The sequence below is a fragment of the Streptomyces sp. NPDC030296 genome (genome assembly GCF_055572815.1).
The window spans coordinates 105,547-132,221 of record NZ_JBVICQ010000014.1 but is presented as its reverse complement, the minus strand read 5'-3'; the positions used below and the strand labels follow the sequence as shown (position 1 = coordinate 132,221).

Sequence of the window (26,675 nt, the reverse complement as noted above, 5' to 3'; positions counted from 1 at the left end):
CGCCACCTCGACCGTCCGCCGGTCGCCCGCCGAAGTCCGAGATTCGCTGCGCCGAATCGCAGCGCGCGGACCGTTCCCGTGCGAGGCTTGCCCGTGAGGCATATGACCTGAGGGGCTCTTGGCCGCCCGAGACGGCGATCTCGCGGTGGTGGAGGAGGGGGCGGGGCGGATGTGCCGTGGACGTGAGGAGGGCCCCGGCGCCGAGCGGCGCCGGGGCCTGTCCTCCCCTGTGCTGACCCGGAGCCCCGAGCTCCCAGGGTCATCCCCCTCGGACCGTTTTCCCCGAGCGGTCCGCCTCCCGTTGAAGATCTCCCCTCGGCGGCGGCGGGCAATCCTGCAAGGGGGTCACTCGAACGAGGGGTGTTGTCGTCAGGAACGGCATCTTCGAATGTGTATTCGATAACGTGTACGGCGTGGCGTCGCGTCGAGCGGCCCGTCCCGGACCGACCCACGCATCCCATACGTAACGTGCCGATCGATAGGCGCGCTGTAACAACAAGTGCGCGCCGTTCGGGCGGCGCGCACCACGGCGCGACAGCAAGGGCAGCACGACAGCGGTACGGCAGCGGTACGACAGCGGTCAGGACGAAGGGACCACCCGGTTCGAAGCGCGGCGAGAGCTTCGGGAGCGAGCGGTCCGAGCGGGAGTGTGGGGGGTGCCAATGACGCGGCGCATCGACGTGACCGGAACCGGCGGCGTGAGTCTCGCTGCCTGGGAGTTCGGGGACCCGCCCAAGACCGGGGACCTACCCGACGACCTGACCGGCGGAGGGACCGAGCCGGGAGCGGGGGAGGAACCCGGCGGCGAGCGGGGGCCCGGCGTCCTGTTATTGCACGGCCTCATGGGCCGCGCCTCGCACTGGGCGCCCACCGCCCGCTGGCTCTCCGAACGGCACCGCGCCGTCGCCCTGGACCAGCGGGGCCACGGCCGGAGCGAGAAACCGGAGCAGGCCGCCTACACCCGTGAGGCCTATGTGGAGGACGCCGAGGCGGCGATCGAGCAGCTCGGCCTCGCCCCCGTCATCCTCATCGGCCACGCCATGGGCGCGCTCACCGGCTGGCAACTGGCCGCCAAGCGCCCGGACCTGGTGCGCGGTCTGATCATCTGTGACATGCGGGCCTCGGCGCTGGGCGCCGCCTCCCAGCGGGAGTGGGAGAGCTGGTTCAAGGCCTGGCCGCTGCCCTTCGCGACCCTCGCCGACGTCCGCAAGTGGTTCGGCGAGGACGACCCCTGGGTGGAGCGCCCCAACCCCTCGCGCGGCGAGTTCTACGCCGAGGTCATGCACGAGGGTCCCGACGGCTGGCGGCCCGTCTTCGACCCCGAGCAGATGCTGAAGACCCGCGAGACCTGGGTGTACGACGCGCACTGGGAGGAGCTGACCCAGGTCCGGTGCCCCACCCTCGTCGTCCGCGGCCTCGACGGCGAACTGGGCCGCGCCGAGGCCCAGGAGATGGTCCGCGTCCTGCCCCACGGCCAGTACGCCGAGGTCGCCGACGCCGGCCATCTCGTCCACTACGACCAGCCCGACGCGTGGCGCGCCGCGATAGAGCCGTTCCTGGACGGCTTCACGGACTGAGCGCGCGGGCCCCCTGCCGGGAATGGCCCGGAGCGGGAGTCCCCGGAGCGGGATGCTCCGGTGCCCTCGCGTGTCACGCGCAGCCAGGCGGGGTGGCGGTCCGGCTCCGCCCGTCAGGGGCCAGGTGTGGGCTCCGCTGCGGCGCCGCATCCACCACACCTGCCGGGTCCCACTGCCGGATCCGGCAGGCCGCAACGCGGGAGGTGTGGACGCGGCGCAGATCGGCGTAGTCCGGGCCGGCCCCGGTGATCGGCGGGCGGCGAAAATCCCTGTCCCGGCGGACGGAAACGACGGAGACTCGTCGCATGGCTGACATGGGGGCGTTCCGGCAGGCGGTCATCGAGTGGGCGGCGGGTGGGCCCGGCGACCCGGCACGGGATCTGGTGGTGACGGCCGGTGTCCGGGCGGTCGTGCTGCTCGAAGGCCCGAGCGACGTCGCGGCGGTCGACGCGCTCGCCGCGCGACGCGGGCGGGACCTCGCCGCCGAAGGGGTGTGCGTTCTGCCGATGGGTGGCGCGATGAGCGTCGGCCGCTTCGCCGGGCTCCTCGGCACGTCGGGCCTCGGCCTGCGCCTCACCGGGCTGTGCGACGAGCGGGAGCGCGGCTACTACGCCCGCGGCTGGGCACGCGCCGGCGCGGCACCCGAGGGGTACTTCGTGTGCGCGGCCGACCTGGAGGACGAGCTGATCCGCGCGCTCGGTACGACCCGCGTCCAGGAACTCGTCCGCGCGGAGGGCGACCTGCGCCCCTTGCAGACCTTCCTCCGCCAGCCCGCCCAGCAGGGCCGCCCCGCCCAGCAGCAGCTCCGCCGGTTCTTCGGCACGAAGAAGGGCCGCAAGATCCAGTACGGACGAGTCCTCGTCGAGGCCCTCGCCCCCGACCGCGTACCCGCCCCGCTGGACGCCCTGTTCGCCGCCCTCTAACCACCGACGGCAAACCGCGAACCGCCGCCCCCAGACCGCGCCGCCCCCTGTCCGCCAGACGCCGCCCCCCCAGACCGTCGGCCGTTCACGCTGGCGGTCCTCCTGGGTCCCTGGACCGCCGCCCGTCCGCCCCGCCCTGCTTGCCGTCGCCGGGACTACGGGAGGGGGCCTTGGGCAGGTGGGTTTCGGGGCTCAGCCGTGCAGTGTGGTCAGCAGGGCGGGATCCGGGCGGTAGCCGGTGGGGGCGTGGGCGAGCAGGGCCTTGTGGAGTCGGCCGATCTCACGACGGGCCGTCTCGAGGTCCGAGTAGAACAGGGCCATGGACGCCGTCACGGCCTTCCCGGCGCCGTTCAGCGCGCTGTGCTCCGCCCGCAGCGCGAACGACTCGGCCTGGGGCAGCCCGATCGCGAAGACCGTCGGCACCTGCCATCTCTCACCCGGTGCCGGGGTGGCCACGAGGCGATACGCGTGGCGGTTCGCCGCCTCGGAACCGGTGATGGGCGTCAAGGTCACGCAGCCGAGAGAGTCCCAGGGGCAGCGCCAGGCACTGATGACCCCCACGCCGGGCTTGCGCAGCACCAAACCGTCCGGCCCGACATCGACCGCCCCTCGATCGGGGCGCCACAGCGCGTGGAGCCCCCACCACAGGAACATCAGCCCGCACAGCAGCAGCGGGACCAGAAGCGCGTAACTCCAGCCGCCCGCGAACCGGGGCACGAACCAGAAGGCGACTCCGATCAGTACCCCGACGGTGGAGCAGCCGATGCCGCGTACGGGGAACCGCTCGGAGTACTCCACACGCACCGGCTCGGGAGCCACTCGTGTCGGTGGCCCCGGCTCCGCCACCCCTGTGTCCCCCGGATCCCCTATGTCCCTCCCAGCCGGACGGTTCCGCACGGCCGCCGCGACCGTCGGCGCAGAGACCGCGGAGTACTCGGCCTCCTCCTGAAGCCAGTCCAGCAACTCGGCCGGGGTCGGCCGGTCTTCGGGGCGTTTGGCCAGACACTCCAGCACTGTCTCCCGCAGCAGCCCGGCGGGTACGGCGTCGAGCCGGGGCTCGTCGTGCACGACCCGGTACAACAGCGCGGGCGCCGCCCCCTTCCCGAAGGGACCCTCACCGGTGGCCGCGTACACAAGGATCGAACCGAGGGAGAAGATGTCGCTCGCTTCCCCGACCCGGTCGCCGCCGGCCTGCTCGGGGGACATGAAACCGGGCGTGCCGATGACAAGTCCGGAGGAGGTGACGGTCGCTCCCCCTTCAAGGGCTTTGGCGATACCGAAATCGATGACCCGGGGGCCGTCCCCGGTGACGAGCACGTTGGAAGGCTTCAGGTCGCGGTGGACGACCCCCGCGCGGTGGATCGACTGAAGCGCCTCGGCGAGTCCGGCAGCGAGCCGAAGTACGTCTCGCTCTGCCAAGGGGCCTTCACGACCCACGAGTTGGGCGAGGTCCGGAGCGTCTATGTAGTCGCTGGCCACCCATGGCACGACCGCGTCCGGGTCCGCGTCCACCACCGACGCCGTCCAGAAGCCGCCCACCCGCTTCGCGGCCTCCACCTCGCGCCGGAAGCGCTCCCGGAAGAGGGGGTCCGCCGCGATCTCGGCCCGTACGGTCTTCACGGCGACGCGCCGTCCTCCTGGCGACCGGCCGAGGAAGACCTGCCCCATGCCGCCCTCTCCCAGCAGCGCGCTCAGCTGGAAGGGGCCAAGTGCCCGGGGGTCCTCCGGAACCAAGTCCCGCATGCTCTCCCCCTGTCCCCCGCCGGTCACACGAATGGCGAAGGTCAATGTAGCGCCTGCGGGACGGTGCGGCCCGGCCACGCCGGATCATCGCTTCCGCCCCGGTCGGCCGGGCCGACGGGCCGTGCGCGCGGACGAAGAGAGGAGAGGGGAGGAAGAGGAAGGGGACGGTCGCGCTGGAGGCAGTGGCTCCGTTTCGGCCCGACGAGCGGACGAGTTGCCCGGTCGGCAAACCCAAGCCACTTCACTCCACAGCCAGTTGGGAGTGGGCACCGCTCGTCGCGCCACCCGGAGTGTTATCGGCGGCCGTCCCTGCCGCACGCGTACGCGAGTGGCGAGATCAGCTCCTCCGCGTCCGGCAGCCAGCGGTTCGCCGGAGTGGGGCGACGCGCCCACTGCACGGCTCCCCGCGAGCCGTACCGGGTCGGCGGCGCCGCCACGTACTCGCCCTCGCCCAGTGCCCTGAGGTCGAGCGACAGCGGGGACCAGCCCAACTTCCGTACGAGATCCGGGACCTTGACCGACGCGCCCGGCAGCACGAAGAAGTGCATCCGGCGGTCCGGCGTCCAGGTCACCGGACCGAGCGTCAGATCCATGCGCTCCATCCGGGCCAGCGCCAGCAGGCCGGCCGTCTCGGGAACGTCGATCGTGTCGAACGTACGCCCTGTCGGCAGCAGGATCGACGCGGTCGGCTGCTTGGACCACAGACGGCGTGCGACGGTCGCACTGCCTGTCGCCTGGGTCGCCCAGTCCTCACGCGCCGGGTGCGCGCCGGGGGTCGCGCACGTGGTGTTGCCGCAAGAGCAGTGCTGCACCCCGTCGACTGCTTCCAGCCACGTACCGGGAAACACGTCCCAGTGACGTTCTTCGGCGTATCGAACGGCGGTGTCCAGCAGCGTTTCACCACGCTGCTTCGGGATTTGGGCAGCTTCAGGGCCCGCGATGGTCTCTTCCACGATGAACACAACTCTAGCGCTCATCAGTGGTTACGGATGTCACATGCGCGGGGGAGAGCATCGTCGATCGGGCCGGGGCGCATGGGTGCATGTCCGGGGGCGCGCGGGCGGGATCACCGAGTGAGCCGGGTAGCCACGTGTGGGGTACAGCATCCGTGTTTACCCCGGCAATCGTGGAATGTCTCGCATCTTCGGTATGTCGGCGGGGCATTGATCTTCGAGGCCGGATCCTTTCGACAGCTGGGTATGCGTTTTCGGTACGCGTGTTCGGCGCGCGCACCGAGTCGTATGTCCGGGTGTCAGAAGGGGACCGGCCGCTGAGGACACGTCAACTCGAAGCGTGGGCAGGCACCACAGCCACAGGGGGTACGCCATGGCCGCAAGGCCGCTCGTCGCCAGGCAGCCGAACGAACGGCTGCAGGCGCTCATCCAGGAAGCGGGCTGTTCCAACGCCGGGTTGGCCCGGCGGGTCAACATGTGCGGCGCGGAGCACGGACTCGATCTCCGCTACGACAAGACGTCCGTCGCGCGCTGGCTGCGCGGACAGCAGCCGCGGGGCCGGGCTCCCGCGATCATCGCCGAGGCGCTGGGGCGCAAGCTGGGCCGTACGGTCACGATCGACGAGATCGGCATGGCCAACGGCAAGAACCTCGCGTCCGGCGTCGGGCTCCAGTTCTCGCCGACGGTCCTCGGAGCCATCGAGCAGGTCTGCGAGCTGTGGCGCAGCGACGTGGGCCGGCGGGACTTCCTGTCGGGGTCGTCCGTCGCCGCCTCCGCGCTCGTCGAGCCCAGCCGTGACTGGCTGATCTCGGCGCCGGACTCCCAGGTGGCCCGCTCGGCGGGGCCGAGGGTCGGTCTGGCCGACGTGGCGGCCGTGACCGCGATGACCCAGGCGCTCGTCGACCTCGACCACCAGTACGGCAGCGGGCATGTCCGGCCCGTCGTCGTGCACTACTTGAACAGCGTCGTCTCGGGGCTGCTGGCCGGCTCGTACCGGGAGGCGGTGGGCCGCGAGCTGTTCGCGGCGGTCTCCCGGCTGACCGAACTCGCCGGGTACATGGCCGTCGACACCGGGCAACCCGGGCTCGCCCAGCGGTACTACATCCAGGCGCTGCGACTCGCCCAGGCCGCGGGCGACCGCGCGTACGGCGGCTATGTGCTCGCCGCGTCCATGAGCCACCTCGCCGCGCAGCTCGGGAACCCGCGAGAGATCGCGCAATTGGCGCGGGCGGCGCAGGAAGGGGCGCGTGGGCGCGCCACACCGCGCGCGGAGTGCATGTTCCACGCGGCGGAGGCGCGCGGGCACGCGCTGATGGGCGACGCGCGCGCCGCACAGGCGGCGGCCGGGCGGGCCGTCGAGGCGCTGGAGGCGGCGGACTCGTCGTCCGGGGACGACCCGACGTGGATCAGGCACTTCGACGAGGCGTACCTCGCTGATGAGTTGGCGCACTGCCACCGGGATCTCGGGCAGGCGGAGGCGGCGGCGCGGCAGGCCGAGGAGTCGCTGGCCAAGCATCCCGAGTCGCGGGCCCGGCGGCGGGCCATCGGCTATGTGCTGCTCGCCACGGCGCAGGTGCAGCAGCGCGAGGTCGAGCAGGCGTGCCACACGGGCCTGAAGGCCGTGGAACTGCTCGGGTCGCTGCGGTCGAACCGGGGGGCCGAGTATCTGGAGGACCTCCAGCAGAGGCTGGAGCCGTTCCGGGAGGAGGCGGTGGTCAGGGAGTTCGGGGCGCGGATGGAGCTCCAGGCGGCGTAACTCCTGCCGGAAGGACCCCGGTCGTGTCGCCGGTAGGGCGGCCAGGCCGTCGCGCGGCCGGGGTTCGGCGGGCCGGGGTTCTTCTGGGGCCGGGGCCGGGGCCGGGGCGCTCGGTGGGGTGCGGGTGGTGCTGAGGCGGTTGCCGGGAACCGGTAGCGTGAGGCGACGATTCCGCAAGTCCCCCGTTCGTAGGAGTCCCGGTGACGCAGAGTGGACAGGGCGAGGAGCCCTCGGCGCGGCCCGCGCGCGAAGGCATCGTGCTGCCCTCCGACGGTGGGGCGCCGCTGCACCCGAGCGAGCTGCCCCCGGCTCCCCTTCCTCCCGGCGCGTCGGCCCCGACGTGGAACCAGGGCGGTCACGACGCGCGGAACCAGCCGCCCGCCGGTTCCTGGGGCGGCGCCCCCGAGTGGGGCGACCGGAGCGCCCCGACCGGCGGCGGTCTGCCGCTGCCCCCCGAGGGACCGTCGCAGGCCGCGTACGGGGCCGAGGGGCCCCGGGGAGCGTACGGGTCCGAGGGGACCGCGGGCGGGTACGGGTACGAGGAGTCCGGGGGCGGATACAGGGCCGAGGGGGCTCAGGCCGGGTACGGGACGGGCGGGTCGTCGCCGACCGGGTACGGGTCCGAGGGGTCGTCGCAGGCCGGGTACGGGTCCGAGAGGTCATCGCAGGCCGGGTACGGGTCCGAGAGGTCATCGCAGGCCGCGTATGGAAGCGACGGGCCGCCGCAAGCCGCGTACGGAACCGACGGGGCCCGGGCCGGGTACGGAACGCAAGGGGCGTCCCAGGCCGGGTACGGGGCCGAAGGGTCTTCGCAGGCCGCCTACGGGGCGCAGGGCGGGTCGCAGGGCGCGTACGGCGCGCCAGGGGCGGCGCAGGGCCCGTACGCGGGCGACGGGTATGCCGGGGGTGGTTCCGGGATGCCCCTGCCGCCGGTCGCGGGAGAGGTGTCGCTCGCGTCGGGCGGGGCGCCCATGCCGCCGGCGCCGGTGGACGAGGGGGCCACCCAGTACCTCCCGCCGGTGTCGTCCGCCGGTCCGCTGCCCGGGGACGAGGCGGCGACGCAGTACATTCCGCCGGTGCCCGCTGCGCCGGAGGCCGCCACCCAGTTCCTGCCGCCGGTGGGGCCGGGCGCGCTGCCGCCGGAGGCGTCGGCCGACGCGACGGCGTACCTCGGGCGGGTCCCGGACCACGGTGCCGGACCCCTGCCGCCCACCGCGAACCCGGACGCCGAGCCCACCCAGTTCATCCCGCCGGTGACCGCCCGGCCGCAGGCCCCGGCCCCGGACCGGCCTCAGGCGTACGGTGCGCCGCAGCAGCAGCCGGACGTGTTCGACAGCCTCTTCCGCAGCGAGCCCGCGGGCGCCGGACCTGCCGGGGCCACGCAGCAGATGCCGAGGATCGAACCGCCGTACGGCGCGCAGCCGCCGCAGGGCCCCGGTGGTCACGGCGGCCCCGGTGGTCCTGGTGGCCCCGGAGTTCATCCCGGGCGGGCCACCGCCAGACGTGACGGCGAGGGCGCGGGGGGCGGCCGTACGCGCTCCAAGGTGCCGCTGATCGCCGCCGTGGGCATCGGGATCGCCGTCCTCGGTATCGGGGCGGGCGCCCTGATGGCGGGCGGCGGCAAGGACGACCAGGGGCAGGGCGACGACAAGGCCGTGACGGCGTCCGAGCCGTCGGCCGAGGAGTCGTCGGCCGAGGCGGCCGACCCGGCGAAGGAGCAGGCGGTCGCGCTGGACAAGCTGCTCGCGGACAGCGGCAACAGCCGCAACAGCGTGATCAAGGCGGTCGGGAACATCCGGTCCTGCACCAACCTCGGCCAGGCCGCCACCGATCTGCGCAACGCGGCCAAGCAGCGCAACGACCTCGTCACCAAGCTCGGCGAGCTGTCCGTCGACAAGCTGCCCGACAACGCCGCCCTGACCAGCGCGCTCACCAAGGCGTGGCAGGCCTCCGCGTCCGCCGACAACCACTACGCCGCGTGGGCCGACCAGGTCGCCGGCAAGAGGAAGCTCTGCAAGCGGGGCCAGGCCCGCTCCACCGGCGAGACCCAGGCGGGCAACCAGGCCAGCAGCACGGCGAGCGCCGAGAAGACGAAGGCCGCGCAGCTGTGGAACGGCATCGCCGGCAAGTACGGCCTGACCCAGCGGCAGGCGGGCCAGCTCTAGGCCTGTCCGGCCAGACCGCTCCCGACGGATCCCCGCGGGCGCGCGGCGGCCGTCAGGAGGGCAGGCCCTGGCGGGTCACAGCTCCGCGTCGACGAGGGTCTTCTCGACGTTCACGAAGCCCTGCCGGGCGGCGACCAGGCGGCCTTTGCGGACCACCTGGAAGGTGACCTCCGGGTTGATCAGGCGGGGGAGGCCGGCGGCGGCGATCAGGTCCTCGAAGCGCCAGGTCAGCGGCGGGGTCAGCCCACCCGTGGTGACCCTCATACCGTTGTCGAGCGTGTTGCGGATCGCCTGGGCGGTGACCTCGCGGTCGCCGAGCCTCTTGATGACGGACGTCAGTACGGTGTACGCGATCCAGGTGGTCTGCACCCCGGGGTCCGCCGGGTCGATGCGGTTGTCGTCGAAGGCGTGCTCGCGGATCACCTTCTTCATCCGGTCCCAGCGCTTGTCGGTCTCCACCGGGTACCAGCCGGTCACGTACGTCCCCTCGTACGGCCCCGACCTGCCGCCGGTCGCGTCGATGAGGGACTGGTCGACGCTGCCCAGCACGGAGGCGGTGCGCACGGCGGGGTAGTCCTCGCGGTCCCGGCGGAACGAGTCCATGAACGTGGAGGTCCGGTCGCCGAGCGCGGGCACCACGCAGCCCCGCTTCACCGGGTCGCCGGAGGCCCGCCGCAGCGCCTGCCGGGCATGGTCCGCGTACTCGGTCGCGTCCTCGGCGGCCAGCTGGTCCTCGGCCCCCCGGTGGCCCCCGGAGCGCAGCCCCGAGTTCAGCAGCAGCGGAAGCTGGTCCCCCGCTATGGAGTCGGGGCGGACGAGGGCCACGGGGCCGCAGGCGCGCGCGAGCTGCTCGCCGAGGCCGGCCATGAGCGCGGCCTGGCCGCCGTTGACCGGGTAGGACAGGGCGCTGGAGAACTCGTCGTCGGTCACTCCGTAGCCGCCGATGTAGGGGATGCCGGCGGACTCGAGCGGGGCGAGGAAGGAGCGGCCGTGCTGGCTGTAGGAGCCGACGACGGCGACGGCGTCCTCCTTCGCCGCGCGGCGGGCGCACCGCGCGGCGCCCACGGTGTCGTTGTGGTCGTTGCAGGTGAGGATGCGCAGCTCACGGCCGTTGATCCCGCCGCCCGCGTTGATCCAGCGGGCGTACGCCTTGGCCATGGCGGGCATGCCGGGCTTGTTGGTGGCGGCGGTCTTCTCCGGTGCCCAGGTCATGACGGTGATGGGGCCGTCCCCGGAATTCCCCGTGACGCCGGACACGACCCCGCACCCGGCGGCGAGTGACGCGCACAGTGCCAGTGCGACGACTCTCGCGGTACCGGCCCGTTTCGTCCCGGTACGGCGGAAACCGCCGGGACGGATGGGCCTGGGACGGTCTGCTGAGGTGCGTCGCCTGCCGGTCATGGCTCCACACGATTCCGCCACATGACCAACCCGGGCGTGACGACCGGTCAATGGAAGGTGACCGGGAGGTGAATTGCGGGAAGCTACGATCGTATTTTCGAGGGAGTGCAGAGAGGAACGCGGGAGCGATGACCGTCCAAGGTTCGGAGAACTCTTCCCGTCGTGGGCGTCGCTCATCCACCATGGGCGGCATGCCACTGAACGACATGCCGTGGTGGCGCTGGCGCAGCAATGTGCGCTCCGCGCTGCACATGCTCTCCGATCCGGTGTTCCAGCGGGACGTCTGGCTGGCCGGCGTCGACGGCTACGGTGACGTCACCGACGCCGTGTACCGCCTGGTCGAGGACACCTGGCTGGACAACTGGTCCGCCGAGAAGTACGTGGGCGCGATCTTCCGCGACGCCCAGGAAGCTGCGCTCGTCGACACCGCCGTGCTGCGCGTGCTGCGGATCATGCACCAGGTGGGGCCGGACGCCCCCGTCTCCGCGTACCTCGACCACCCCGCGTGGCCCGAGGCGGTCCGCGCGGCCCGCGAGGCCCATGTGCGCCTGACGGTGAGCGACGGCGAGGACCCGGACACACCGCCGCGCACGCTGGAGGTGCTGCGGATCATGACGAGGGCGGCGTAGGGGCGGCACGGGGTCGGCGTAGCGGCGGCCAGGTGTCGGCGTCGGGCGGCGCGGGGGGCGGTGCGGGGCCCCGTCCGGACGGGGCCGTTCCGGTCGGTCCGGTCCGGCCCCGTCCGGACGGGGCCGTTCCGGTCGGTCCGGTCCGCGGGACGATTGCCGACATGGGGACGCCATATGCGACCCTGTCGGGCATGAACGCGCAGCCCACTCCCGCCGCGGCGCCCGCCGACCAGTACGTCCTCACCCTCTCCTGCCCCGACAAGCAGGGCATCGTGCACGCCGTGTCGAGCTACCTCTTCATGACCGGCTGCAACATCGAGGACAGCCAGCAGTTCGGCGACCACGACACGGGTCTGTTCTTCATGCGCGTCCACTTCTCGGCGGAGGCGCCGGTGAGCCTGGACAAGCTCCGGGCGAGCTTCGCGGCGATCGGCGACTCCTTCCACATGGACTGGCAGATCAACCGCGCCGAGGACAAGATGCGCGTCGTCCTGATGGTCAGCAAGTTCGGGCACTGCCTCAACGACCTGCTGTTCCGCGCGCGGATCGGGGCACTGCCGGTCGAGATCGCGGCGGTCGTGTCCAACCACACGGACTTCGCCGAGCTGGTGGCCTCCTACGACATCCCCTTCCACCACATCCCGGTCACGAAGGACACCAAGGCCGAGGCCGAGGCGCGGCTGCTGGAGCTCGTCCGGCAGGAGAAGGTCGAGCTGGTGGTGCTCGCGCGGTACATGCAGGTGCTGTCGGACGACCTCTGCAAGCAGCTCAGCGGGCGGATCATCAACATCCACCACTCGTTCCTGCCGAGCTTCAAGGGCGCGAAGCCGTACCACCAGGCGCACGCGCGGGGCGTGAAGCTGATCGGGGCGACGGCGCACTACGTCACCGCCGACCTCGACGAAGGGCCGATCATCGAGCAGGAGGTCGAGCGGGTCGGCCACGGGGTGACCCCCGAGGAGCTCGTCGCGATCGGCCGGGACGTGGAGTGCCAGGCCCTGGCCCGCGCGGTCAAGTGGCACGCCGAGCGCCGCATCCTGATGAACGGCCGCCGGACGGTCGTGTTCGCGTAGCCGGAGGGCACGACGGAGTCGCGGGGCGGCCGCGGGGCATGCGGCCCGCCCGGTCACATGCGGCTCATGGACGCCGCCGCGAAGAGGACGTCCCGGATGGCGTCGCGGTCGCCCATCTGCCCGGCCGCGGCCTCCTCGGGAGGGACGTGGCCCGCGGCGAGCCGGCAGAACTCGACGCCGTCGAGGGCGACGTGAGCGACCTCGTGCTCGGCGGAGCCGACCGCGGCGGGGGAGTCCAGCGGGATGAGCCACTCGCCGCCGCCGGAACCCTCGATCTCCAGACGCAGGCTGCGTCCGGGCGCGCCGACCGACACGAGATGACGGCCCGCCGCGGGCGACCGTGACGCGAGGCCCGTGCGCCGGCGCTCGGCCAGCACCAGGGGCAGCATCCGGGCCGCCAGGTCGATCATCCCGTGCAGATGACGTCCCGAGGGCGCCGCGTACGGGTAGTCCACCGCCTCCGCGATGTCCTCCGCGTGGATCCAGCACTCGAACGCCCGGTCGAGCATCGCGTCCCGCAGCGGCAGCTCGAACCCGCCGTACGAGACGACGAGCCGCCCGGATCCCTCTGTCTCCTTGTGGCCGTCGGCGTCCTCGGGGCCGCCGCCCCTGAACGACGTCGTACGCACGATGTCGTGGCTCTGCTCCCGCCAGGGCCCGCGGATCGCGCGGCCGGGCAGGAGGTGCGCGGCCTTCCAGTACGCCTCGGTGCGCGCGTCGGGAGTACGGCTGGCGGGGGCCGCCGCCAGGTGCTCCAGCGGGTCCTCCAGCCCCAGCGCGGTCGCCACGAGACCGTCGACGGTCAGCAGGTGCCCGATGACCCCGGCGACGGTCGTTCGCCGGCTCACCGGGCCGTCGCCCTCGAACCAGCGGAGCCGCACGGGCGCGTGCCAGTCGGCGTCGTCGATGTCCTGGAGCAGCGCGTCCAGCCGGGCCGCCTCCGCGTCGTACGGCGCCGCCCAGGTGGGTACGGGGATGCGGGGCGCACGGCGGTCCAGACAGCTCCGCAGGACCCGGGTGCGCAGGGACGGGGCGAGGTCGAGGCTCTCCGGCGGGTGCAGCAGACCCACGGCCTCCCGCAGCCGCCGCGCCTCGTCCGCGCACCCGCCGCACACCCCGAGATGCTCCTCCACGGCCGCCGCCTCGTCCCCCGAACACACGGCCAGCGCCCAAGCCCCGAGCAACGCCTTCAACACCCGGTGCTCCAGCACGAGGGGGGAGTGGCCGGGGGCGGGGGCAGGCGCCGCCGGTTCGCCGGGCGTGGCGGAGGAGGCCGCCGGATCGCGGGGGGAATTCGGGCCCGGCGAGGGGGCGTGAGGCACGGTCGGCGGTACCTCGGGCACGGCGGAAGAGGAGGCCGTGGACTCGTGGGAAGGGGCCGGGGACTCCGATGGAGTGCCGGACTCGGCCCACGGTGATTCGGCGGCGGTCTCGTCCTGGTCGTCACATGGGGGCGTCGGGTGCTCCTGGGCGAACGGGAGAGAGTCGGGCAGCGGCAGCCCCGTGTCCTCCACCGAGGAGCGCGGGAGCGGTATCCGGGGCGGCACCAAGGGCACGTCCCCCGCCCCGCTCCCCGACTCCCGGAGCCCACGGGCCCCGATCGCCCCCTCGGCGCCGTCCAGCGGGTCAACGCCACGGCTCCCGGCTCCACCGACATCACTCTCGGGCCCGCCGGTGCCGTCCTGCGCGCCCTCGGCAGCGCCCTCGGGCGCACCGGTACCGCTGTCGGTCCCGTCGATTCCGCCCCGCGAGCCCTCGGCACCGCTCACCGGCTCACCGTCGCCACTCTCCAGGTCGCGCGCGTCGCGGTCCGGGCCACGGGCGCCGCGCTCCCGCGCACAGGCACAGTTGCCATGCTCCGGCCCTACGTCGGCGGCGCATCGCTCCCCGTCACCGGTCCCCGTGCAACCGGCCTCCACGCCGTCGGCCTCTCGGGTGTCCCCGTCCCCCCGGCCCTCCTCGCTCTCCCCCCGTCCGGTACGTCCCGGCACCGTCGTCTCCGTGTCGTCCGGCTCTTCCCCGTGCGCGCCGGAGGCGTTCGTCGCGTTGTTCACGCCGTACCCCCGGGTTCGGGTGGGGTGCCGGAGGGGCGGGTGTCGTGGGCGGTGGCGAGGAGTTGGAGGCCGAGGCGGAGGCGGCGGCGGGCCTCGTCCTCGGTGACGCCCAGGTCGGCCGCGGTCCGCCGGTAGTCGCGGCGCTGGAAGTACGCCAGTTCGAGTGCGGCCCGCAACGGCGTGGGCATGGCCTGCACTATGAAGTCCGCGCGGGCGGCGACCGACGCCTGGTGGACCTTGCGCTCCAGCTCCTCGGCGCTGCCCTCGCCGCCCTGCGCGAGCGCGGCGGTCTCGGTGGCCCGCAGCCGCTGCACGGCCAGCCGGTGGGTGAGCGCGGCGAGCCAGGAGCGCAGGGGGCCCTGCTTGGGGTCGTACGCCTCGGGGTTCTCCCAGATCCGGACGAACACCTCGCGGGTGATGCCGTCGGCGGCCCGCTCGTCGTCCAGGACGCGGTGGGCGAGGCCGTGCACGAGCGACGCGAACCGGTCGTACAGCTCACCTAGCGCGGCCGCCTCGCCGCGCGTCAGCCGCTGCCGCATCCTGAGGTCCCACCGGGGCGGTGCGTCCTGCGTCGCCATACGGCCCCCTCACCCTGCTCTGGCCTGCGCCGTTCCTGTTGCGGGCCGTTCCGGCCGGCCCATGGCCGAGCCGTCGTCCCGCACTGAGTCCCACCCGTGCGCACCGGCGTCCAGCCTGTGCGCACCGGTCTGTCCAGCCTGCGTGCATCGGGTTCTCGAATGTAGTCGGCACCGCTGACCGCGCACGCCCCTTTATGGCAATGTGCGCCCCTCGCGGCGCCGAAGGTGGTAGAGGCCTCCTCCGCTGCGCTGTTCAGGCCGCCCACATGGGCGTCCACCGGTCCGCCGGGGTCCCGCGCGCCGTTTCCGCGGCGCGAAAACGGCCACTCGGAACCGCACTTGTATCGATCTCAATCGCTTGTTGATCGGTTTTCGATCACTAACGACCGTACTCGATGAAAATCTCACCGAAAAGGCCCCTGAAATGGCGCGGTTGCCACGCGCTTTCGGCGGAGTACGGGTGTTTCATGGAACGACGGCGGGGCAGCCGCGCAGCAGGAAGCGGTGTGTTGGCTTCCGGTTCGGCGACTGAGAGGCATCGCGGTGGAGTTCAAGGTGACCGACGGCGAGCAGGGTGAGTGGGCCGTGCTGCGGGTGTCGGGTGAGATGGATCTGGTGACCTCACCGGTACTCCGTCAGCGGGTGCACGAGGCGGTGGCCGACGGTCGCCGCAGTCTCGTCCTCGACCTCTCGGGCGTCGTCTTCTGCGACTCCAGCGGGGTGGGTGTCCTCATCGCCACCCGCCGCCTCATGCGCTCCTGCCGGGGACGGCTGCGGCTGATCCTCCCGCCCGACGGCAGGGCGGGCGGTCCGACGGAGGGCGCGCACGTCAACCGCGTCATGGCCGCCCTCGGCGTCCGCCGTCTCTTCGACGTCCACCCGGACGTCATGTCGGCGGTGGCACCGGAGCCCGAGGGCGAGGCCGACGCCCTCTCGGCCTGACCACCGGCCCCGCCACGCCCACCCGTGTCCCGGGGGCCACACAGTTGTCCCGGAATTCCCGCAGTCTTGGTACAAGCGTCGCTTTCGCGCTCCGTACCGCCCACGGACGTCGTACGCTCCGTGCGAGGAACACCGACAGGCATGGATCAAGCATTCCACTCGACGTAAGGCGGGCCCGAAAGAACATGGTCAGCAGCGAGTACGAGCGCCGGATCGCCGCCCGGTTCGCCACCTTCGACCAGGACGGCAACGGCTGGATCGACCGCGAGGACTTCAGCGCGGCGAGCAAGGCGGTGCTCAACGAGTTCGGCACTCCCGCCCGTTCGGACAAGGGCCAGGCCCTGTACGGCGGCGCGGAGGCCTTCTGGCAGGGCATGGCCGGGATAGCGGACCGGGACGGCGACCAGCGCATCACCCGCGACGAGTTCGTGAACGGCGCGGTCAAGCGGCTGCGCGACAACCCCGAGCGGTTCGCCGAGATCGCCCGCCCCTTCCTGCACGCGGCCCTCGCCGTCGCGGACGCCGACGGGGACGGCTCGGCCACGGTCGACGAGACCGCCCGCATCCTCAAGGCGCTGGGCGTGCCGGAGCACATGGTCACCGCCACCGCCGCCGCCCTCGACACCAATGCTGACGGCAAGGTCGACGAGATGGACGTCGTGACCGCGTTCGCCCGCTACTTCACCGTGCCGGAGTGACCACCGAAGGGGTTTCTTCCGAATCGGGTCCGGTCCGGCACGATCCTGCCTCCGGTCCTATCCGGTCCTATCCGGTCTTGTCCGGTCCTGTCCGGACCGATCCTCTTCGGTTCGTGACCCCTCACGGCCCTTTCACGCATAGCGTTCGCGCAGTTTGTACTTGAGGACCTTCCGCAGGGTGTCGTTGCGCGGCAGGGCGTCCACGATCTCCACCTGCTCCGGCAGTTTGTGGACGGAGAGCCCTTCCGCGCGCAGGTACGACGTCACCGCCGCCAGGGTCAGTGCCTCGGCCTCGGGCGGCTGTTCCACGACCGCGCAGACCCGTTCCCCGCGTTCGGCGTCCGGCAGTCCGATCACCGCCACGTCCCCCACAGCCGGGTGGCGGTGCAGCAGGTCCTCGATCTCCTTGGCGGAGATGTTCTCGCCCTTGCGGATGATCACGTCCTTCAGCCGCCCGGTCAGCACCAGGTGCCCGCTGTCCGTCAGCCGGCCCAGGTCGCCCGTGACGAAGAACCCGTCCGCGTCGAACGCCGCCGCCGACTGCTCCGGATCCAGATAACCGCGGCAGACGGCCTCCCCCCTCAACCGCACCTCGCCGTCGACGATCCGTATCTCCATCCCCTCCGGCGGCCGCCCCTCCGTGGTCGCGAGGTTCTCCGCGGAGTCGTCCGGCGCCCCCATCGTGATCATCGGGACCTCCGTCATGCCGTACCCGTGGGTCAGCTGCACGCCCATCTCCCGTACGACGGAGTGGTACAGCTCGGGCGGCTTCGGCGCGCCACCGCCCGCGAGCAGCCGCAGCGAGGGGACGACCGGGACGCCCGGCTGCTTGCGCTGCTCGGTGAGGAACATCGAGTAGAACGCCGTCGACCCGCCCGCGACCGTCACCCCGTGCTTGCGGTAGCCCTCCAGCGCGGCCGGCAGCGCGAAGTGCTCGAACAGCACGGCCGGGAACCCGTACAGCAGGAGCATCACCATGTAGTCGGGGCCGCCGATGTGCGCGTACGGGAAGGCGATCGAGCCCACGTCGTCGCTGGTCAGACGGAGCGCGTGAGCGAGGCAGGAGCCGCCCGCGATGAGGGAGCGGTCCGTGTGGAGGACACCCTTCGGGTCGGACGTGGTGCCGGAGGTCCAGTAGATCCAGCGCACGGAGGTGCCGTCGGCCGGCGGGGCGGGCAGGACCGCCGGGTCGCCGTCCGGGAGGGCCTCGTACGCCTCGAAGACCCCTCGGGCGCCCAGCCGCCGCGCCATCCCGGTGTGGTCGAACCCGCGCCACTCGCCGGGCACCGCGAAGAACTCCGCCTTCGACTCACGGAGCGCGAAGCCGACCTCGCGGTCCCGGTAGAAGGGGATGACCGGGGACTGCACGGCGCCGATGCGGGCCAGGGCGAAGGACAGCAGGGCCGTCTCGATGCGCGTGGGCAGCTGCCAGGCGACGACCGTGCCGGGGCGTACGCCCATGTCGTACAGGCCGGCCGCCACCCGCTCGGCGCGGGAGCACAGCTCGCCGAAGGTCAGGGTGCGGTCGTCCTGGAGGAGGACCGGCCGGTCGGGAGTGAGCGCGGCGCGGCGGTCGAGGAGTTCCCAGAGGGTGCGGGACGTGCCGAGCGCGTGGGCGGTTTCGTTCACAGCGGCCCCCTGCCTGGAGGACTCGTCCGTGGAGCTGACGAGCAGTCAGATAGTGGGCAGAGCGTAGGCCGGGGCGCCTTGTCGGTCCAGGGGTGTGCCACTAACCTGCTCGACAAGGATCTGACGGTCCATCAGATATTGGATGTCAGTGATATCGAGTGGGGGATCCATGACCGAACTGCCCCGCATCATCAGCGTCGACGACCATGTGATCGAGCCCGCGCACCTCTTCGACACCTGGCTGCCGCGGAAATACCGGGAGCGCGGCCCCCAGCCCCTGACCGCCGGCATCGGCGAGCTCGCCTATGTGGCCGGGAAGTACCAGATCACGATGGATCCCGAGGGCCAGCCGACCGACTGGTGGATCTACGAGGACCTGAAGTTCCCGTACAAGCGCAACATCGCGGCCGTCGGCTTCGACCGCGACGAGATGACCCTGGAGGGCATCACCCGCGAGGAGATGCGGCGCGGCTGCTGGGACCCCAAGGCCCGGCTGGCCGACATGGACCTCAACCACGTCGAGGCCTCCCTGTGCTTCCCCTCCTTCCCCCGCTTCTGCGGGCAGACCTTCGCCGAGGCGCACGACAAGGAGGTCGCCCTGGCCTGCGTGCGCGCCTACAACGACTGGATGGTCGAGGAGTGGTGCGGCGACAGCGGCGGCCGGCTGATCCCGCTGTGCCTGATCCCGCTGTGGGACATCGACCTGGCCGTCACCGAGATCCGCCGCAACGCCGCCCGCGGCGTCCGGGCCGTCACCTTCTCGGAGATCCCCACCCACCTGGGACTGCCCTCCATCCACTCCGGCTACTGGGACCCGTTCTTCGCGGTGTGCCAGGACACCGGCACCGTCATCAACATGCACATCGGGTCCAGCTCCCAGATGCCGGCCGCCTCCCCCGACGCCCCGCCCGCCGTCCAGGCCTCGCTGTCCTTCAACAACGCGATGGCCTCGATGATGGACTTCCTCTTCAGCGGCGTCCTGGTCCGCTTCCCCCGCCTCAAACTCGCCTACAGCGAAGGGCAGATGGGCTGGATCCCGTACGCCCTGGAGCGCGCCGACGACGTGTGGGAGGAGCACCGCGCCTGGGGCGGCGTCCGCGATCTGATCCCCGAGCCGCCGTCGACGTACTACTACCGGCAGATGTTCTGCTGCTTCTTCCGCGACAAGCACGGCGTCGCCTCGCTGGACGTCGTCGGCCGGGACAACGCGACCTTCGAGACGGACTACCCGCACGTCGACTCGACCTTCCCGCACACCAAGGAGGTCGCCCTCGACCATGTGAAGGGCCTCGACGACGAGACGATCTACAAGCTCATGCGCGGCAACGCGATCCGCATGCTCGACCTCGACCTCGACACGTGACGGGCGGCCCCCGGTCATGGATCTGGCGTACAGCCCCGAGGAGGAGGAGTTCCGGGCCGGGCTGCGGGAGTGGCTGGCGAAGGTCCTGCCCGCCCTGCCGCCGAAGCCGTCCCCCGACGACTGGCCCGCACGGCGCGCGTACGACCTCGGCTGGCAGCGGACGCTGTACGACGCCGGGTACGCCCACGTCCACTGGGACGCCTCCCCGACCGTCCGGCTGATCTTCCTGGAGGAGACCGAGAAGGCCGGCGCCCCCTACGTCGGCGCCAACTTCGTCGGACTGCTGCACGCGGGGCCCACCATCGCCGCCGAGGGCACCGCCGAGCAGCGGGCGCGCTGGCTGCCGCCCGTGCTGCGCGGTGAGGAGGTGTGGTGCCAGGGGTTCAGCGAACCGGACGCCGGATCCGACCTCGCGGCGCTGCGCACGCGTGCGTACCGCGACGGCGACGACTATGTGATCACCGGGTCCAAGATCTGGACCTCCCACGCGGAGGTCGCCGACTGGTGCGAGCTGCTGGTGCGGACCGACCCGTCGGCGCCGAAGCACCGGGGCATCTCCTGGCTGGCCATGCCCATGGACGCGCCCGGGGTGACCGTACGGCCGCTGCGCACGCTCGCCGGGTCCACCGAGTTCGCCGAGGTGTTCCTCGACGAGGTCCGGGTCCCCGTCGCCAACCGGGTCGGCGAGGAGAACGACGGCTGGCGCGTGACCATGGTGACCCTGTCGTTCGAGCGAGGCACGGCCTTCGTGGGTGAAGTCGTCGCCTGTCGACGGGTATTGGGGGAGGTCGCACGGGAGGCGCGGGCGAACGGGCGGTGGGACGACCCCGGTGTCCGGCGCCGGCTCGGGCGGCTGAACGCGGAGTTCCGGACGCTGTGGCGGCTCACCCAGTGGAACGTCAGTGAGGCGGAGTCCTCCGGAGGGGTGCCGGGGGTGGGGGGTTCGGTCTTCAAGCTGAGGTACTCGCGGGCCCGGCAGGAGCTGTACGACGCGGCGGCGGAGGTGCTGGGGCCGGAGGGGGTCGATCTCGGGCGGGCGTGGGTGCTCGATCGGCTCAGTTCGTTGTCGTACACGATCGCGGCGGGGACGTCGGAGATTCAGCGGAACATCGTGGGCGAGCGGATTCTTGGGCTGCCGAAGGGGTGAGGTTTTGGCCGGGGCGCCTGGGGGGTGGGGGTGTGCGGTGGGTTGGCGGGTGCGGGTTGTGTGTGGCTGGTCGCGCAGTTCCCCGCGCCCCTGAAAGACAGGGCCGCGCCCTGCTTTCGACGCGCAGTTCCCCGCGCCCCTTGAAAAGCGTTGGTGTGCTCGGCTCTGACTGGGGGTCCTTGGATGCGGTTTCGACTTGATGAGCAGCAGCTTGACTTGAAGCGTGCTGTGCGGGGGTTGCTTGATCGGCGGTTCGGGCGGGACGCCTTGCGGGAGGGTGCCGACGCTCCTCGGATCAATCGGGGGCTCTGGCGGGAGCTGGGGGACGCCGGGTTCTTCTCGCTGCGGTTGCCGGAGGCTGAGGGTGGGGTCGGGCTGGGGCTGCCCGAGGCCGTGTTGGTGTTCGAGGAGGCGGGGCGTGCGCTGCTGCCCGGGCCACTCGTGGCCACGCATCTCGCGGCGGGAGTGGTGCCGGGGGCAGCGACCGGGGAGACCGTCGTGACCACCGTCGGAGGCGGGGGCCTGGTGGAATGGCTGGACGCGGCCGACGTGGTGACGGGGGACGCGACCGGCGCGGTCGCGGTGCGGTCCGTCGACCCGTTGACGCCGCTGCACCGGGTCCCGGCGGGCTCCCGTGCCGCCGAGCCGGACGGCCTCCTCGTCCTGCTCACCGCCGCCGAGCAGCTCGGCACGGCCGTGCGGACCAGTGAGGCGGCCGTGCAACACGCCCGGACCCGCGAGCAGTTCGGGCGGCCCATCGGCGCGTTCCAGGCGGTCAAGCACCTCTGCGCCGAACTGCTGGTCCGCGTGGAGGTCGCCAGGGCGGCCGTCTACGCGGCGGCCGTCACCGCCGACCCCGTGGACATCGCGGCGGCCCGGCTGCTGGCCGACGAGGCGGCGGTGCGCGGCGCCCGCGACTGTCTCCAGGTCCACGGCGGTATGGGGTTCACCTGGGAGGCCGACGTACACCTGTGTCTGAAGCGGGCGTGGGTGCGGGCAGAACGTGGCGGATCGGTGACGGACAGTGAGGAAGTGCTGGCGGGGGAACTGTTGGTCGAGTCCCGTTGACCGCGCTGACCAGGGTCGCTGTGAAGTCCGTGGCGGCATCATGAGTGAATGTCGCGGAACGTGGCATACCGGAATTACCGAGTGTTGATACCGGGTTGTGTCCTAGGTGTGACTTGTCACGGCCTGGAGTCGGAGTCTTACTCCGGTACCTTCTGGGGGATGCGAGTGGTTCCGAGGCTCAGCCGGCCCGGTGTTGCCCCTGTGGCGGCCCCGGACGCGGCGGTGCCCGTCGCTCGTGAAGTGGGCCGGAGGCGCGTCACTCCGGTCTGTTCGACTCCCCGCGACGAGCGTCGCACAGTATGCCCCAGGCGTACTCCTTCGCGCTGGAATATGCCCGAAGCGCTTGTTGGGGTGACTGTACGTCAACCATGCTGTCTAGTAAGGGGATCACGTTCCGTGATCCCGGTGCCGACGGCAGTGGAGTCGGCCGAGCAGAAGATGACCACGATCGTGGCCCCGGAGGGGCGTGCGGCGATGTGTCCGCCGGTTCGGATGGTGTGAGCGGTGCAGGTGCTTCAAGTGCAGCTGGAGATCCGGCCCGACCCCGCAGAAGTGGGTCGCGCCCGGAGATGGGCCCGTTCACGGCTCGCCGGGTCCGGGATAGGGGACGACGAGCCGCTGGGCGAGACGCTGATCCTGCTCGTCTCCGAGCTGGTCACCAACGCGGTCGTCCACACCGGGCGGCCGGCTGTGCTGCGGCTGCTGCTGTCCGGGCTCCGTGACGGCTCCGCCGACACGGTCCGCCTGGAGGTCGCCGACGCCAGCCCGTGCCCGCCGGCGCCCCGCTGCGCCGACGGCGACGAGACGGGTGGGCGCGGCCTCGCGCTCGTCGAGGGGCTCGCCGACCGGTGGGGCTGGAGCCACGAGGGCATCGGCAAACGCATCTGGTGCGAACTGGACCGCGCCACCCCCGGCCCGCCCGGAACGGCCGGCGCGGGCGGCGTCGCGACCCCCGCCGGGTGCCCGTCGGGCCGCGCCGTCACCGGCGTGGCGGCGGTGTCCCGCGGCGGACTGGCGTACGGGGCGGTCTAGGGCGGGGCGGACTGGCGTACGGGGTGGTCGGGGGTGGGCGGTCCAGGCCGGGCTTGGGCGGGGCGGGGTGGTTCTCGTCCCGCTGTGCGTCTGCCCGTGTGCGTGCGCATCTGCCGTGTGGCGCGCATTTCCGGCCCGGCAGGCGCCCGGCGCGCGCCTCGGTGTCGCATGCGCCTGCGCGTCGAAGCACGGCATCGGGCCTCTCGCTCGCAGTGGCGGCTGTGTGCGCCGGGGGTGCTCCCGTACGCGGGCGCCGGGAGCCGGGCCCTGCGGCCCAAATCCCCGAACGGGTGTTGACGTACCGTGTCCGTTTGATCACGCTTGTGGTCATCGATTCGCCGCGAGGGGACGACGAGGGCTTCGGTGACGGAAGTCCTCGGCGAGTGTGGGTCGTGTTTCGGCGTCGGCTCCCGACCGGGCCCGGGGAGCGGGGCGGGTACGCCGAGGCCGGATGGCGGCGCGCGGTGCCGAGCTCGGGGCGGGCAGCGGCGCGCCGCCCACCGATCCCGTCTCACAGCACCGCCACCGGGGCCACCGGTGCGCCCGTACCGCCGACGAACGGCTCCGGCATCGCCGACAGCAGGAAGTCGTACCGGCCCGCTTCTCCACAGGCTGTGGACAACTCCTCCAGGTTCCAGTTCTGGCCCTGCGGCATCCCCATCTCGACCAGGTGCAGCGCGTGCACCGGGAGCCAGAGGTCCTCGATCTCCGGCGGGAAGATCTCGAAGGTCATCGTGTCGTTGGCGACGGCGGCGACGTCCCGCGCGTGGAACCACTCCGGGGTGCGGATCGACAGCCCCGGTGACGGGAACGCGTACCCGTGCTTGTCGCCCGCGAGGTACGCCTGGACCTGCCCGGTGCGGACGAGGACGATGTCGCCCGCGCGGACCCGTACCCCGGCCGACTCCTCCGCCGCGTCCAGGTCCTCCGGTGTGACCGTGTGGCCGCCGGGCAGCCGGCCGGTGTCGAGGCCCAGGGCGCGCGGGACGTCGAGGAGCACGCCGCGCGAGACGATGTGGCGGGCCTTGTCGATGCCGGCGAACGCGGCCCCGGCGTGCGGGGTGATCGTGTCCGCCGGGCGGCCGTTGTAGACGCGGCCCGAGTGGGAGACGTGGGTCAGGGCGTCCCAGTGGGTGCCCGCCTGCAGGCCCATCGTCACGGCGTCGTCGCTGCACGCGACCGTGCCCGGCCCGAAGATCTCCTGGTTGATCTGCACCATGACGTGCAGCGGATTGACCCGGCCCGGGATCATCCCCGTCTGCACACCGTCCTGCCTCAGGGGCAGCGCGAGCGGGACGCGGCGACCGGAACGCACCGAGCCGACGGCCTCGCGGACCACGTCGTCGGTGATCAGGTTGAGCGTGCCGATCTCGTCGTCCGCCCCCCAACGCCCCCAGTTGTTCACGCGCTTGGCGATCTCGTGGAACTCCGTGGGCAGTGACATCGGCCCTCCCCGGGGCTTGTGTCGGTGTATCTGACGGGTCGTAGAATCGGCGTGCGAGCAAATCTAACGGTCCGTCAGAAACCGCGATGAGGGGAAGGGGCCGGGGTGGGAAACTTCTTGGCAGGCAAGGTCGTCGCCGTCACGGGCGCGGGACGGGGGATCGGCCGCGCGGTCGCCCTCGCCGCGGCGGCGGAGGGCGCGCGGGTCGTCGTCAACGACTACGGCGTGTCCGTCGACGGCTCCGAACCGACCAGCTCCGTCGCGGAGACCGTCGTCAAGGAGATCGAGGCGGCCGGGGGCGAGGCCCTCGCCGTCGCCGACGACATCTCCACGATGGCGGGCGGGCAGCGGGTCGTGGACGCGGCGGTCACCGCGTACGGGCGGATCGACGGGGTCGTGTGCGTCGCCGGGATCCTGCGGGAGCGGATGCTGTTCAACATGTCCGAGGAGGAGTGGGATCCGGTGGTCGCCACGCATCTGAAGGGCACGTTCACGGTGTTCCGGGCGGCGTCGGCGGTGATGCGGAAGCAGCGGGCCGGGACGTTGATCGGGTTCACCAGCGGCAACCATCAGGGGTCCGTGTCGCAGGCCAACTACAGCGCGGCCAAGGGCGGGATCATCTCGCTGGTGCGGAGCGCGGCGCTCGGACTGCACCGGTACGGGGTGACCGCGAACGCGGTCGCGCCGGTCGCGCGGACGCGGATGTCCGCGGGGGTGCCGGTGGAGTTGACCGACATCGGTGAGCCGGAGGACGTGGCGGCGTTCGTGGTGTACCTGCTGTCCGAGCGGGCCCGGGAGGAGCGGATCACCGGGCAGGTGTACACGGTGGCGGGGCCGAGGATCGCGGTGTGGGCCCAGCCGAGGGAACTGCGTTCGGCCTGGGCGGAGGGAGGGTGGACGCCGGAGCGGATCGCCGAGGTGTTGCCCGGGGTGGTGGGGGTGGATCCGATGCCGATGCTGGGGCGGGTGGAGGAGATGGCGCGGGCCGCGGCGGCGGGGGCGCGGCCGAACGAGGGCGCCTCATAGCTCGGGGCCGCGGGGTGTCGGGCGGCTGCGGGTGGAGTGTGGCTGGTCGCGCAGTTCCTCGCGCCCCTGGGGGGTGGGGGTGTGGGTTGTTCGGTTTGTGCGGGTGGGTTGTGGCTGGTCGCGCAGTTCCTCGCGCCCCTGGGGGTGGGGGTTTGCGTTGCTTGGTTCGTGTGGGTGGTTCGTGGCTGGTCGCGGAGTTCCTCGCGCCCCTGTGCGGAGTGGGGGTGCGGCTTTGATGTCAGTTGTTCTGCCTGGGTGACAAGGGTTCGTGCGGTCGACCGGAGGCGGTGTGGGGCGTGGACTTTGGGGTGGAGGACGGGGCGTTTCGGGGGGAGGTGCGGGCTTGGCTCGCGGAGCATGCCGGGGCGGCCGGGGACCGGCGGGACTGGGAGCGGACGCTCGGGGCCGACGGGTGGATCGGGCTCGGGTGGGCGGAGGGCGGGTACGGGAACCGGACGGCCACGCTCGTGCAGCAGGTCGTGTGGGCCGAGGAGTACGCGCGTGCCGGTGTGCCGCCCAGGTCGGGGCACATCGGGGAGAAGCTGCTCGCGCCCACCCTGATCGCCTTCGGGACGCGGGAGCAGAAGGAGCGGTTCCTGCCGCCGATAGCCCGCGGTGAGGAGCTGTGGTGCCAGGGCTACAGCGAGCCCGGCGCCGGCTCCGACCTCGCGGCCCTCCGCACCAGGGCCGAGCGCCGCCCGGACGGGACGTACACCGTCACCGGGCAGAAGATCTGGACCTCGCTCGCCCACGAGGCGGACTGGTGCTTCGTGCTGGCGCGCACCGAACCCGGGTCGCGGCGGCACCACGGGCTGTCGTTCCTGCTCGTGCCCATGGCGCAGCCGGGCCGCGTCGAGGTGCGGCCGATCCGGCAGATGACCGGCACGAGCGAGTTCAACGAGGTGTTCTTCGACGGGGCGCGCGCGACCCACGTCGTCGGCGGCGAGGGCGACGGCTGGCGGGTCGCCATGGGCCTCCTCGGCTTCGAGCGCGGCGTGTCGACGCTCGCCCAGCAGATCGGGTTCGCTCAGGAGCTGCGCGACGTCGTACGGGCCGCCGTGGCGAGCGGCGCCGCCGACGACCCCGTCGTACGGGAGCGGCTCGTACGGCAGTGGGCCGAGCTGCGGGTGATGCGGTGGAACGCCCTGCGGACGCTGGGCGGTTCGGAGGAGCCGGGCGCGCCGAGCGTGGCCAAGCTGCTGTGGGGGCGGTGGCATCAGCGGCTCGGCGAGCTGGCGATGGAGGTGCGGGGCGCGGACGCGGCGGTGGGGCCCGTGGAGTGGTCGCCGGGTGCGCCGTACGCACTCGATCCGCTGCAGCACCTGTTCCTGTTCAGCCGGGCCGACACCATCTACGGCGGTTCGGACGAGGTGCAGCGCACGATCATCGCCGAGCGGGTGCTCGGTCTGCCGAGGGAACCGAGGGGTTGAGGGGCGTGACGACGGTGCGGAGGGCGAGGGTCGGCCTGTCGACG

Annotated in this window: 21 protein-coding genes; 14 read left to right on the top strand and 7 right to left on the bottom strand. The window is 72.4% G+C overall.

Features of this window, described 5'->3' with window-relative positions; all coding sequences use genetic code 11:
- The first annotated feature begins 662 nt into the window (after nucleotides 1-662).
- Both ACZ4Z3_RS33605 and ACZ4Z3_RS33600 read left to right on the top strand, forming a co-directional pair.
- Complete coding sequence (locus ACZ4Z3_RS33605; RefSeq protein ID WP_468504580.1) at nucleotides 663-1,577, top strand: alpha/beta fold hydrolase; 915 nt, start codon at nucleotides 663-665, stop codon at nucleotides 1,575-1,577.
- Nucleotides 1,578-1,882: 305 nt separating this feature from the next.
- Nucleotides 1,883-2,500 (top strand): TOPRIM nucleotidyl transferase/hydrolase domain-containing protein, encoded by a 618-nt coding sequence (locus ACZ4Z3_RS33600; RefSeq protein ID WP_468504579.1) that lies wholly within the window; start codon nucleotides 1,883-1,885, stop codon nucleotides 2,498-2,500.
- 192 nt (nucleotides 2,501-2,692) lie between these two features.
- Here the strand turns inward: ACZ4Z3_RS33600 and ACZ4Z3_RS33595 are convergent, their stop codons facing one another.
- Nucleotides 2,693-4,243, bottom strand: a complete 1,551-nt coding sequence (locus ACZ4Z3_RS33595) for a serine/threonine-protein kinase (RefSeq protein WP_468504578.1) — start codon at nucleotides 4,241-4,243, stop codon at nucleotides 2,693-2,695.
- 293 nt (nucleotides 4,244-4,536) lie between these two features.
- On the bottom strand, nucleotides 4,537-5,220 hold the full coding sequence (locus ACZ4Z3_RS33590; RefSeq protein WP_055716645.1) for a bifunctional DNA primase/polymerase: 684 nt from the start codon (nucleotides 5,218-5,220) through the stop codon (nucleotides 4,537-4,539).
- 349 nt (nucleotides 5,221-5,569) lie between these two features.
- Between ACZ4Z3_RS33590 and ACZ4Z3_RS33585 the strand changes: the two genes are divergently transcribed.
- Both ACZ4Z3_RS33585 and ACZ4Z3_RS33580 read left to right on the top strand, forming a co-directional pair.
- Nucleotides 5,570-6,952 carry a transcriptional regulator gene (locus ACZ4Z3_RS33585; protein ID WP_249829359.1) on the top strand — a complete coding sequence of 461 codons (1,383 nt, stop codon included), beginning with the start codon at nucleotides 5,570-5,572 and terminating at the stop codon, nucleotides 6,950-6,952.
- Between the two features lie 200 nt (nucleotides 6,953-7,152).
- Nucleotides 7,153-9,117: a hypothetical protein gene (locus ACZ4Z3_RS33580; protein ID WP_468504577.1), complete on the top strand. Its 1,965-nt coding sequence runs from the start codon at nucleotides 7,153-7,155 to the stop codon at nucleotides 9,115-9,117.
- A 75-nt stretch (nucleotides 9,118-9,192) separates the two neighbouring features.
- On the opposite strand, the gene ACZ4Z3_RS33575 is transcribed toward ACZ4Z3_RS33580, so the two are convergent.
- On the bottom strand, nucleotides 9,193-10,518 hold the full coding sequence (locus ACZ4Z3_RS33575; protein WP_468504576.1) for an ABC transporter substrate-binding protein: 1,326 nt from the start codon (nucleotides 10,516-10,518) through the stop codon (nucleotides 9,193-9,195).
- Between the two features lie 128 nt (nucleotides 10,519-10,646).
- On the opposite strand from ACZ4Z3_RS33575, the gene ACZ4Z3_RS33570 reads away from it, so the two are divergent.
- Both ACZ4Z3_RS33570 and purU read left to right on the top strand, forming a co-directional pair.
- Nucleotides 10,647-11,147, top strand: a complete 501-nt coding sequence (locus ACZ4Z3_RS33570; protein ID WP_055713965.1) for an SCO4402 family protein — start codon at nucleotides 10,647-10,649, stop codon at nucleotides 11,145-11,147.
- Between the two features lie 191 nt (nucleotides 11,148-11,338).
- Nucleotides 11,339-12,220 (top strand): formyltetrahydrofolate deformylase, encoded by an 882-nt coding sequence (purU, locus tag ACZ4Z3_RS33565; protein WP_055713968.1) that lies wholly within the window; start codon nucleotides 11,339-11,341, stop codon nucleotides 12,218-12,220.
- A 53-nt stretch (nucleotides 12,221-12,273) separates the two neighbouring features.
- Here the strand turns inward: purU and ACZ4Z3_RS33560 are convergent, their stop codons facing one another.
- Together ACZ4Z3_RS33560 and ACZ4Z3_RS33555 are read right to left on the bottom strand one after the other, a co-directional pair.
- On the bottom strand, nucleotides 12,274-13,713 hold the full coding sequence (locus tag ACZ4Z3_RS33560) for a zf-HC2 domain-containing protein (RefSeq protein WP_468504648.1): 1,440 nt from the start codon (nucleotides 13,711-13,713) through the stop codon (nucleotides 12,274-12,276).
- 557 nt (nucleotides 13,714-14,270) lie between these two features.
- Nucleotides 14,271-14,852, bottom strand: a complete 582-nt coding sequence (locus tag ACZ4Z3_RS33555; RefSeq protein WP_468504575.1) for a sigma-70 family RNA polymerase sigma factor — start codon at nucleotides 14,850-14,852, stop codon at nucleotides 14,271-14,273.
- A gap of 537 nt (nucleotides 14,853-15,389) precedes the next feature.
- On the opposite strand from ACZ4Z3_RS33555, the gene ACZ4Z3_RS33550 reads away from it, so the two are divergent.
- Both ACZ4Z3_RS33550 and ACZ4Z3_RS33545 read left to right on the top strand, forming a co-directional pair.
- Complete coding sequence (locus ACZ4Z3_RS33550; RefSeq protein ID WP_099963747.1) at nucleotides 15,390-15,794, top strand: STAS domain-containing protein; 405 nt, start codon at nucleotides 15,390-15,392, stop codon at nucleotides 15,792-15,794.
- A 185-nt stretch (nucleotides 15,795-15,979) separates the two neighbouring features.
- Nucleotides 15,980-16,492 (top strand): EF-hand domain-containing protein, encoded by a 513-nt coding sequence (locus ACZ4Z3_RS33545; protein WP_468504574.1) that lies wholly within the window; start codon nucleotides 15,980-15,982, stop codon nucleotides 16,490-16,492.
- A 132-nt stretch (nucleotides 16,493-16,624) separates the two neighbouring features.
- Here the strand turns inward: ACZ4Z3_RS33545 and ACZ4Z3_RS33540 are convergent, their stop codons facing one another.
- A complete protein-coding gene (locus tag ACZ4Z3_RS33540) occupies nucleotides 16,625-18,121 on the bottom strand; it encodes a class I adenylate-forming enzyme family protein (RefSeq protein WP_468504573.1) in 1,497 nt (498 codons plus the stop codon).
- Nucleotides 18,122-18,290: 169 nt separating this feature from the next.
- Between ACZ4Z3_RS33540 and ACZ4Z3_RS33535 the strand changes: the two genes are divergently transcribed.
- The 4 genes from ACZ4Z3_RS33535 to ACZ4Z3_RS33520 all read left to right on the top strand — a co-directional run bounded on the left by ACZ4Z3_RS33535 (nucleotide 18,291) and on the right by ACZ4Z3_RS33520 (nucleotide 22,731).
- Entirely contained in the window at nucleotides 18,291-19,484 is a 1,194-nt protein-coding gene (locus ACZ4Z3_RS33535) for an amidohydrolase family protein (RefSeq protein WP_468504572.1), read from the top strand.
- Between the two features lie 16 nt (nucleotides 19,485-19,500).
- Nucleotides 19,501-20,631 carry an acyl-CoA dehydrogenase family protein gene (locus ACZ4Z3_RS33530; RefSeq protein WP_468504571.1) on the top strand — a complete coding sequence of 377 codons (1,131 nt, stop codon included), beginning with the start codon at nucleotides 19,501-19,503 and terminating at the stop codon, nucleotides 20,629-20,631.
- A 183-nt stretch (nucleotides 20,632-20,814) separates the two neighbouring features.
- Complete coding sequence (locus ACZ4Z3_RS33525; RefSeq protein WP_468504570.1) at nucleotides 20,815-21,699, top strand: acyl-CoA dehydrogenase family protein; 885 nt, start codon at nucleotides 20,815-20,817, stop codon at nucleotides 21,697-21,699.
- A 504-nt stretch (nucleotides 21,700-22,203) separates the two neighbouring features.
- Nucleotides 22,204-22,731: an ATP-binding protein gene (locus ACZ4Z3_RS33520; RefSeq protein WP_468504569.1), complete on the top strand. Its 528-nt coding sequence runs from the start codon at nucleotides 22,204-22,206 to the stop codon at nucleotides 22,729-22,731.
- 511 nt (nucleotides 22,732-23,242) lie between these two features.
- Here ACZ4Z3_RS33520 and ACZ4Z3_RS33515 read toward each other — a convergent pair.
- Complete coding sequence (locus ACZ4Z3_RS33515; RefSeq protein WP_468504568.1) at nucleotides 23,243-24,175, bottom strand: cyclase family protein; 933 nt, start codon at nucleotides 24,173-24,175, stop codon at nucleotides 23,243-23,245.
- 105 nt (nucleotides 24,176-24,280) lie between these two features.
- Here ACZ4Z3_RS33515 and ACZ4Z3_RS33510 point away from each other — a divergent pair, with 105 nt between their 5' ends.
- Both ACZ4Z3_RS33510 and ACZ4Z3_RS33505 read left to right on the top strand, forming a co-directional pair.
- Complete coding sequence (locus ACZ4Z3_RS33510) at nucleotides 24,281-25,201, top strand: SDR family NAD(P)-dependent oxidoreductase (RefSeq protein ID WP_468504567.1); 921 nt, start codon at nucleotides 24,281-24,283, stop codon at nucleotides 25,199-25,201.
- Nucleotides 25,202-25,497: 296 nt separating this feature from the next.
- Nucleotides 25,498-26,631, top strand: a complete 1,134-nt coding sequence (locus ACZ4Z3_RS33505) for an acyl-CoA dehydrogenase family protein (protein WP_468504566.1) — start codon at nucleotides 25,498-25,500, stop codon at nucleotides 26,629-26,631.
- The last annotated feature ends 44 nt before the right edge of the window (nucleotides 26,632-26,675 follow it).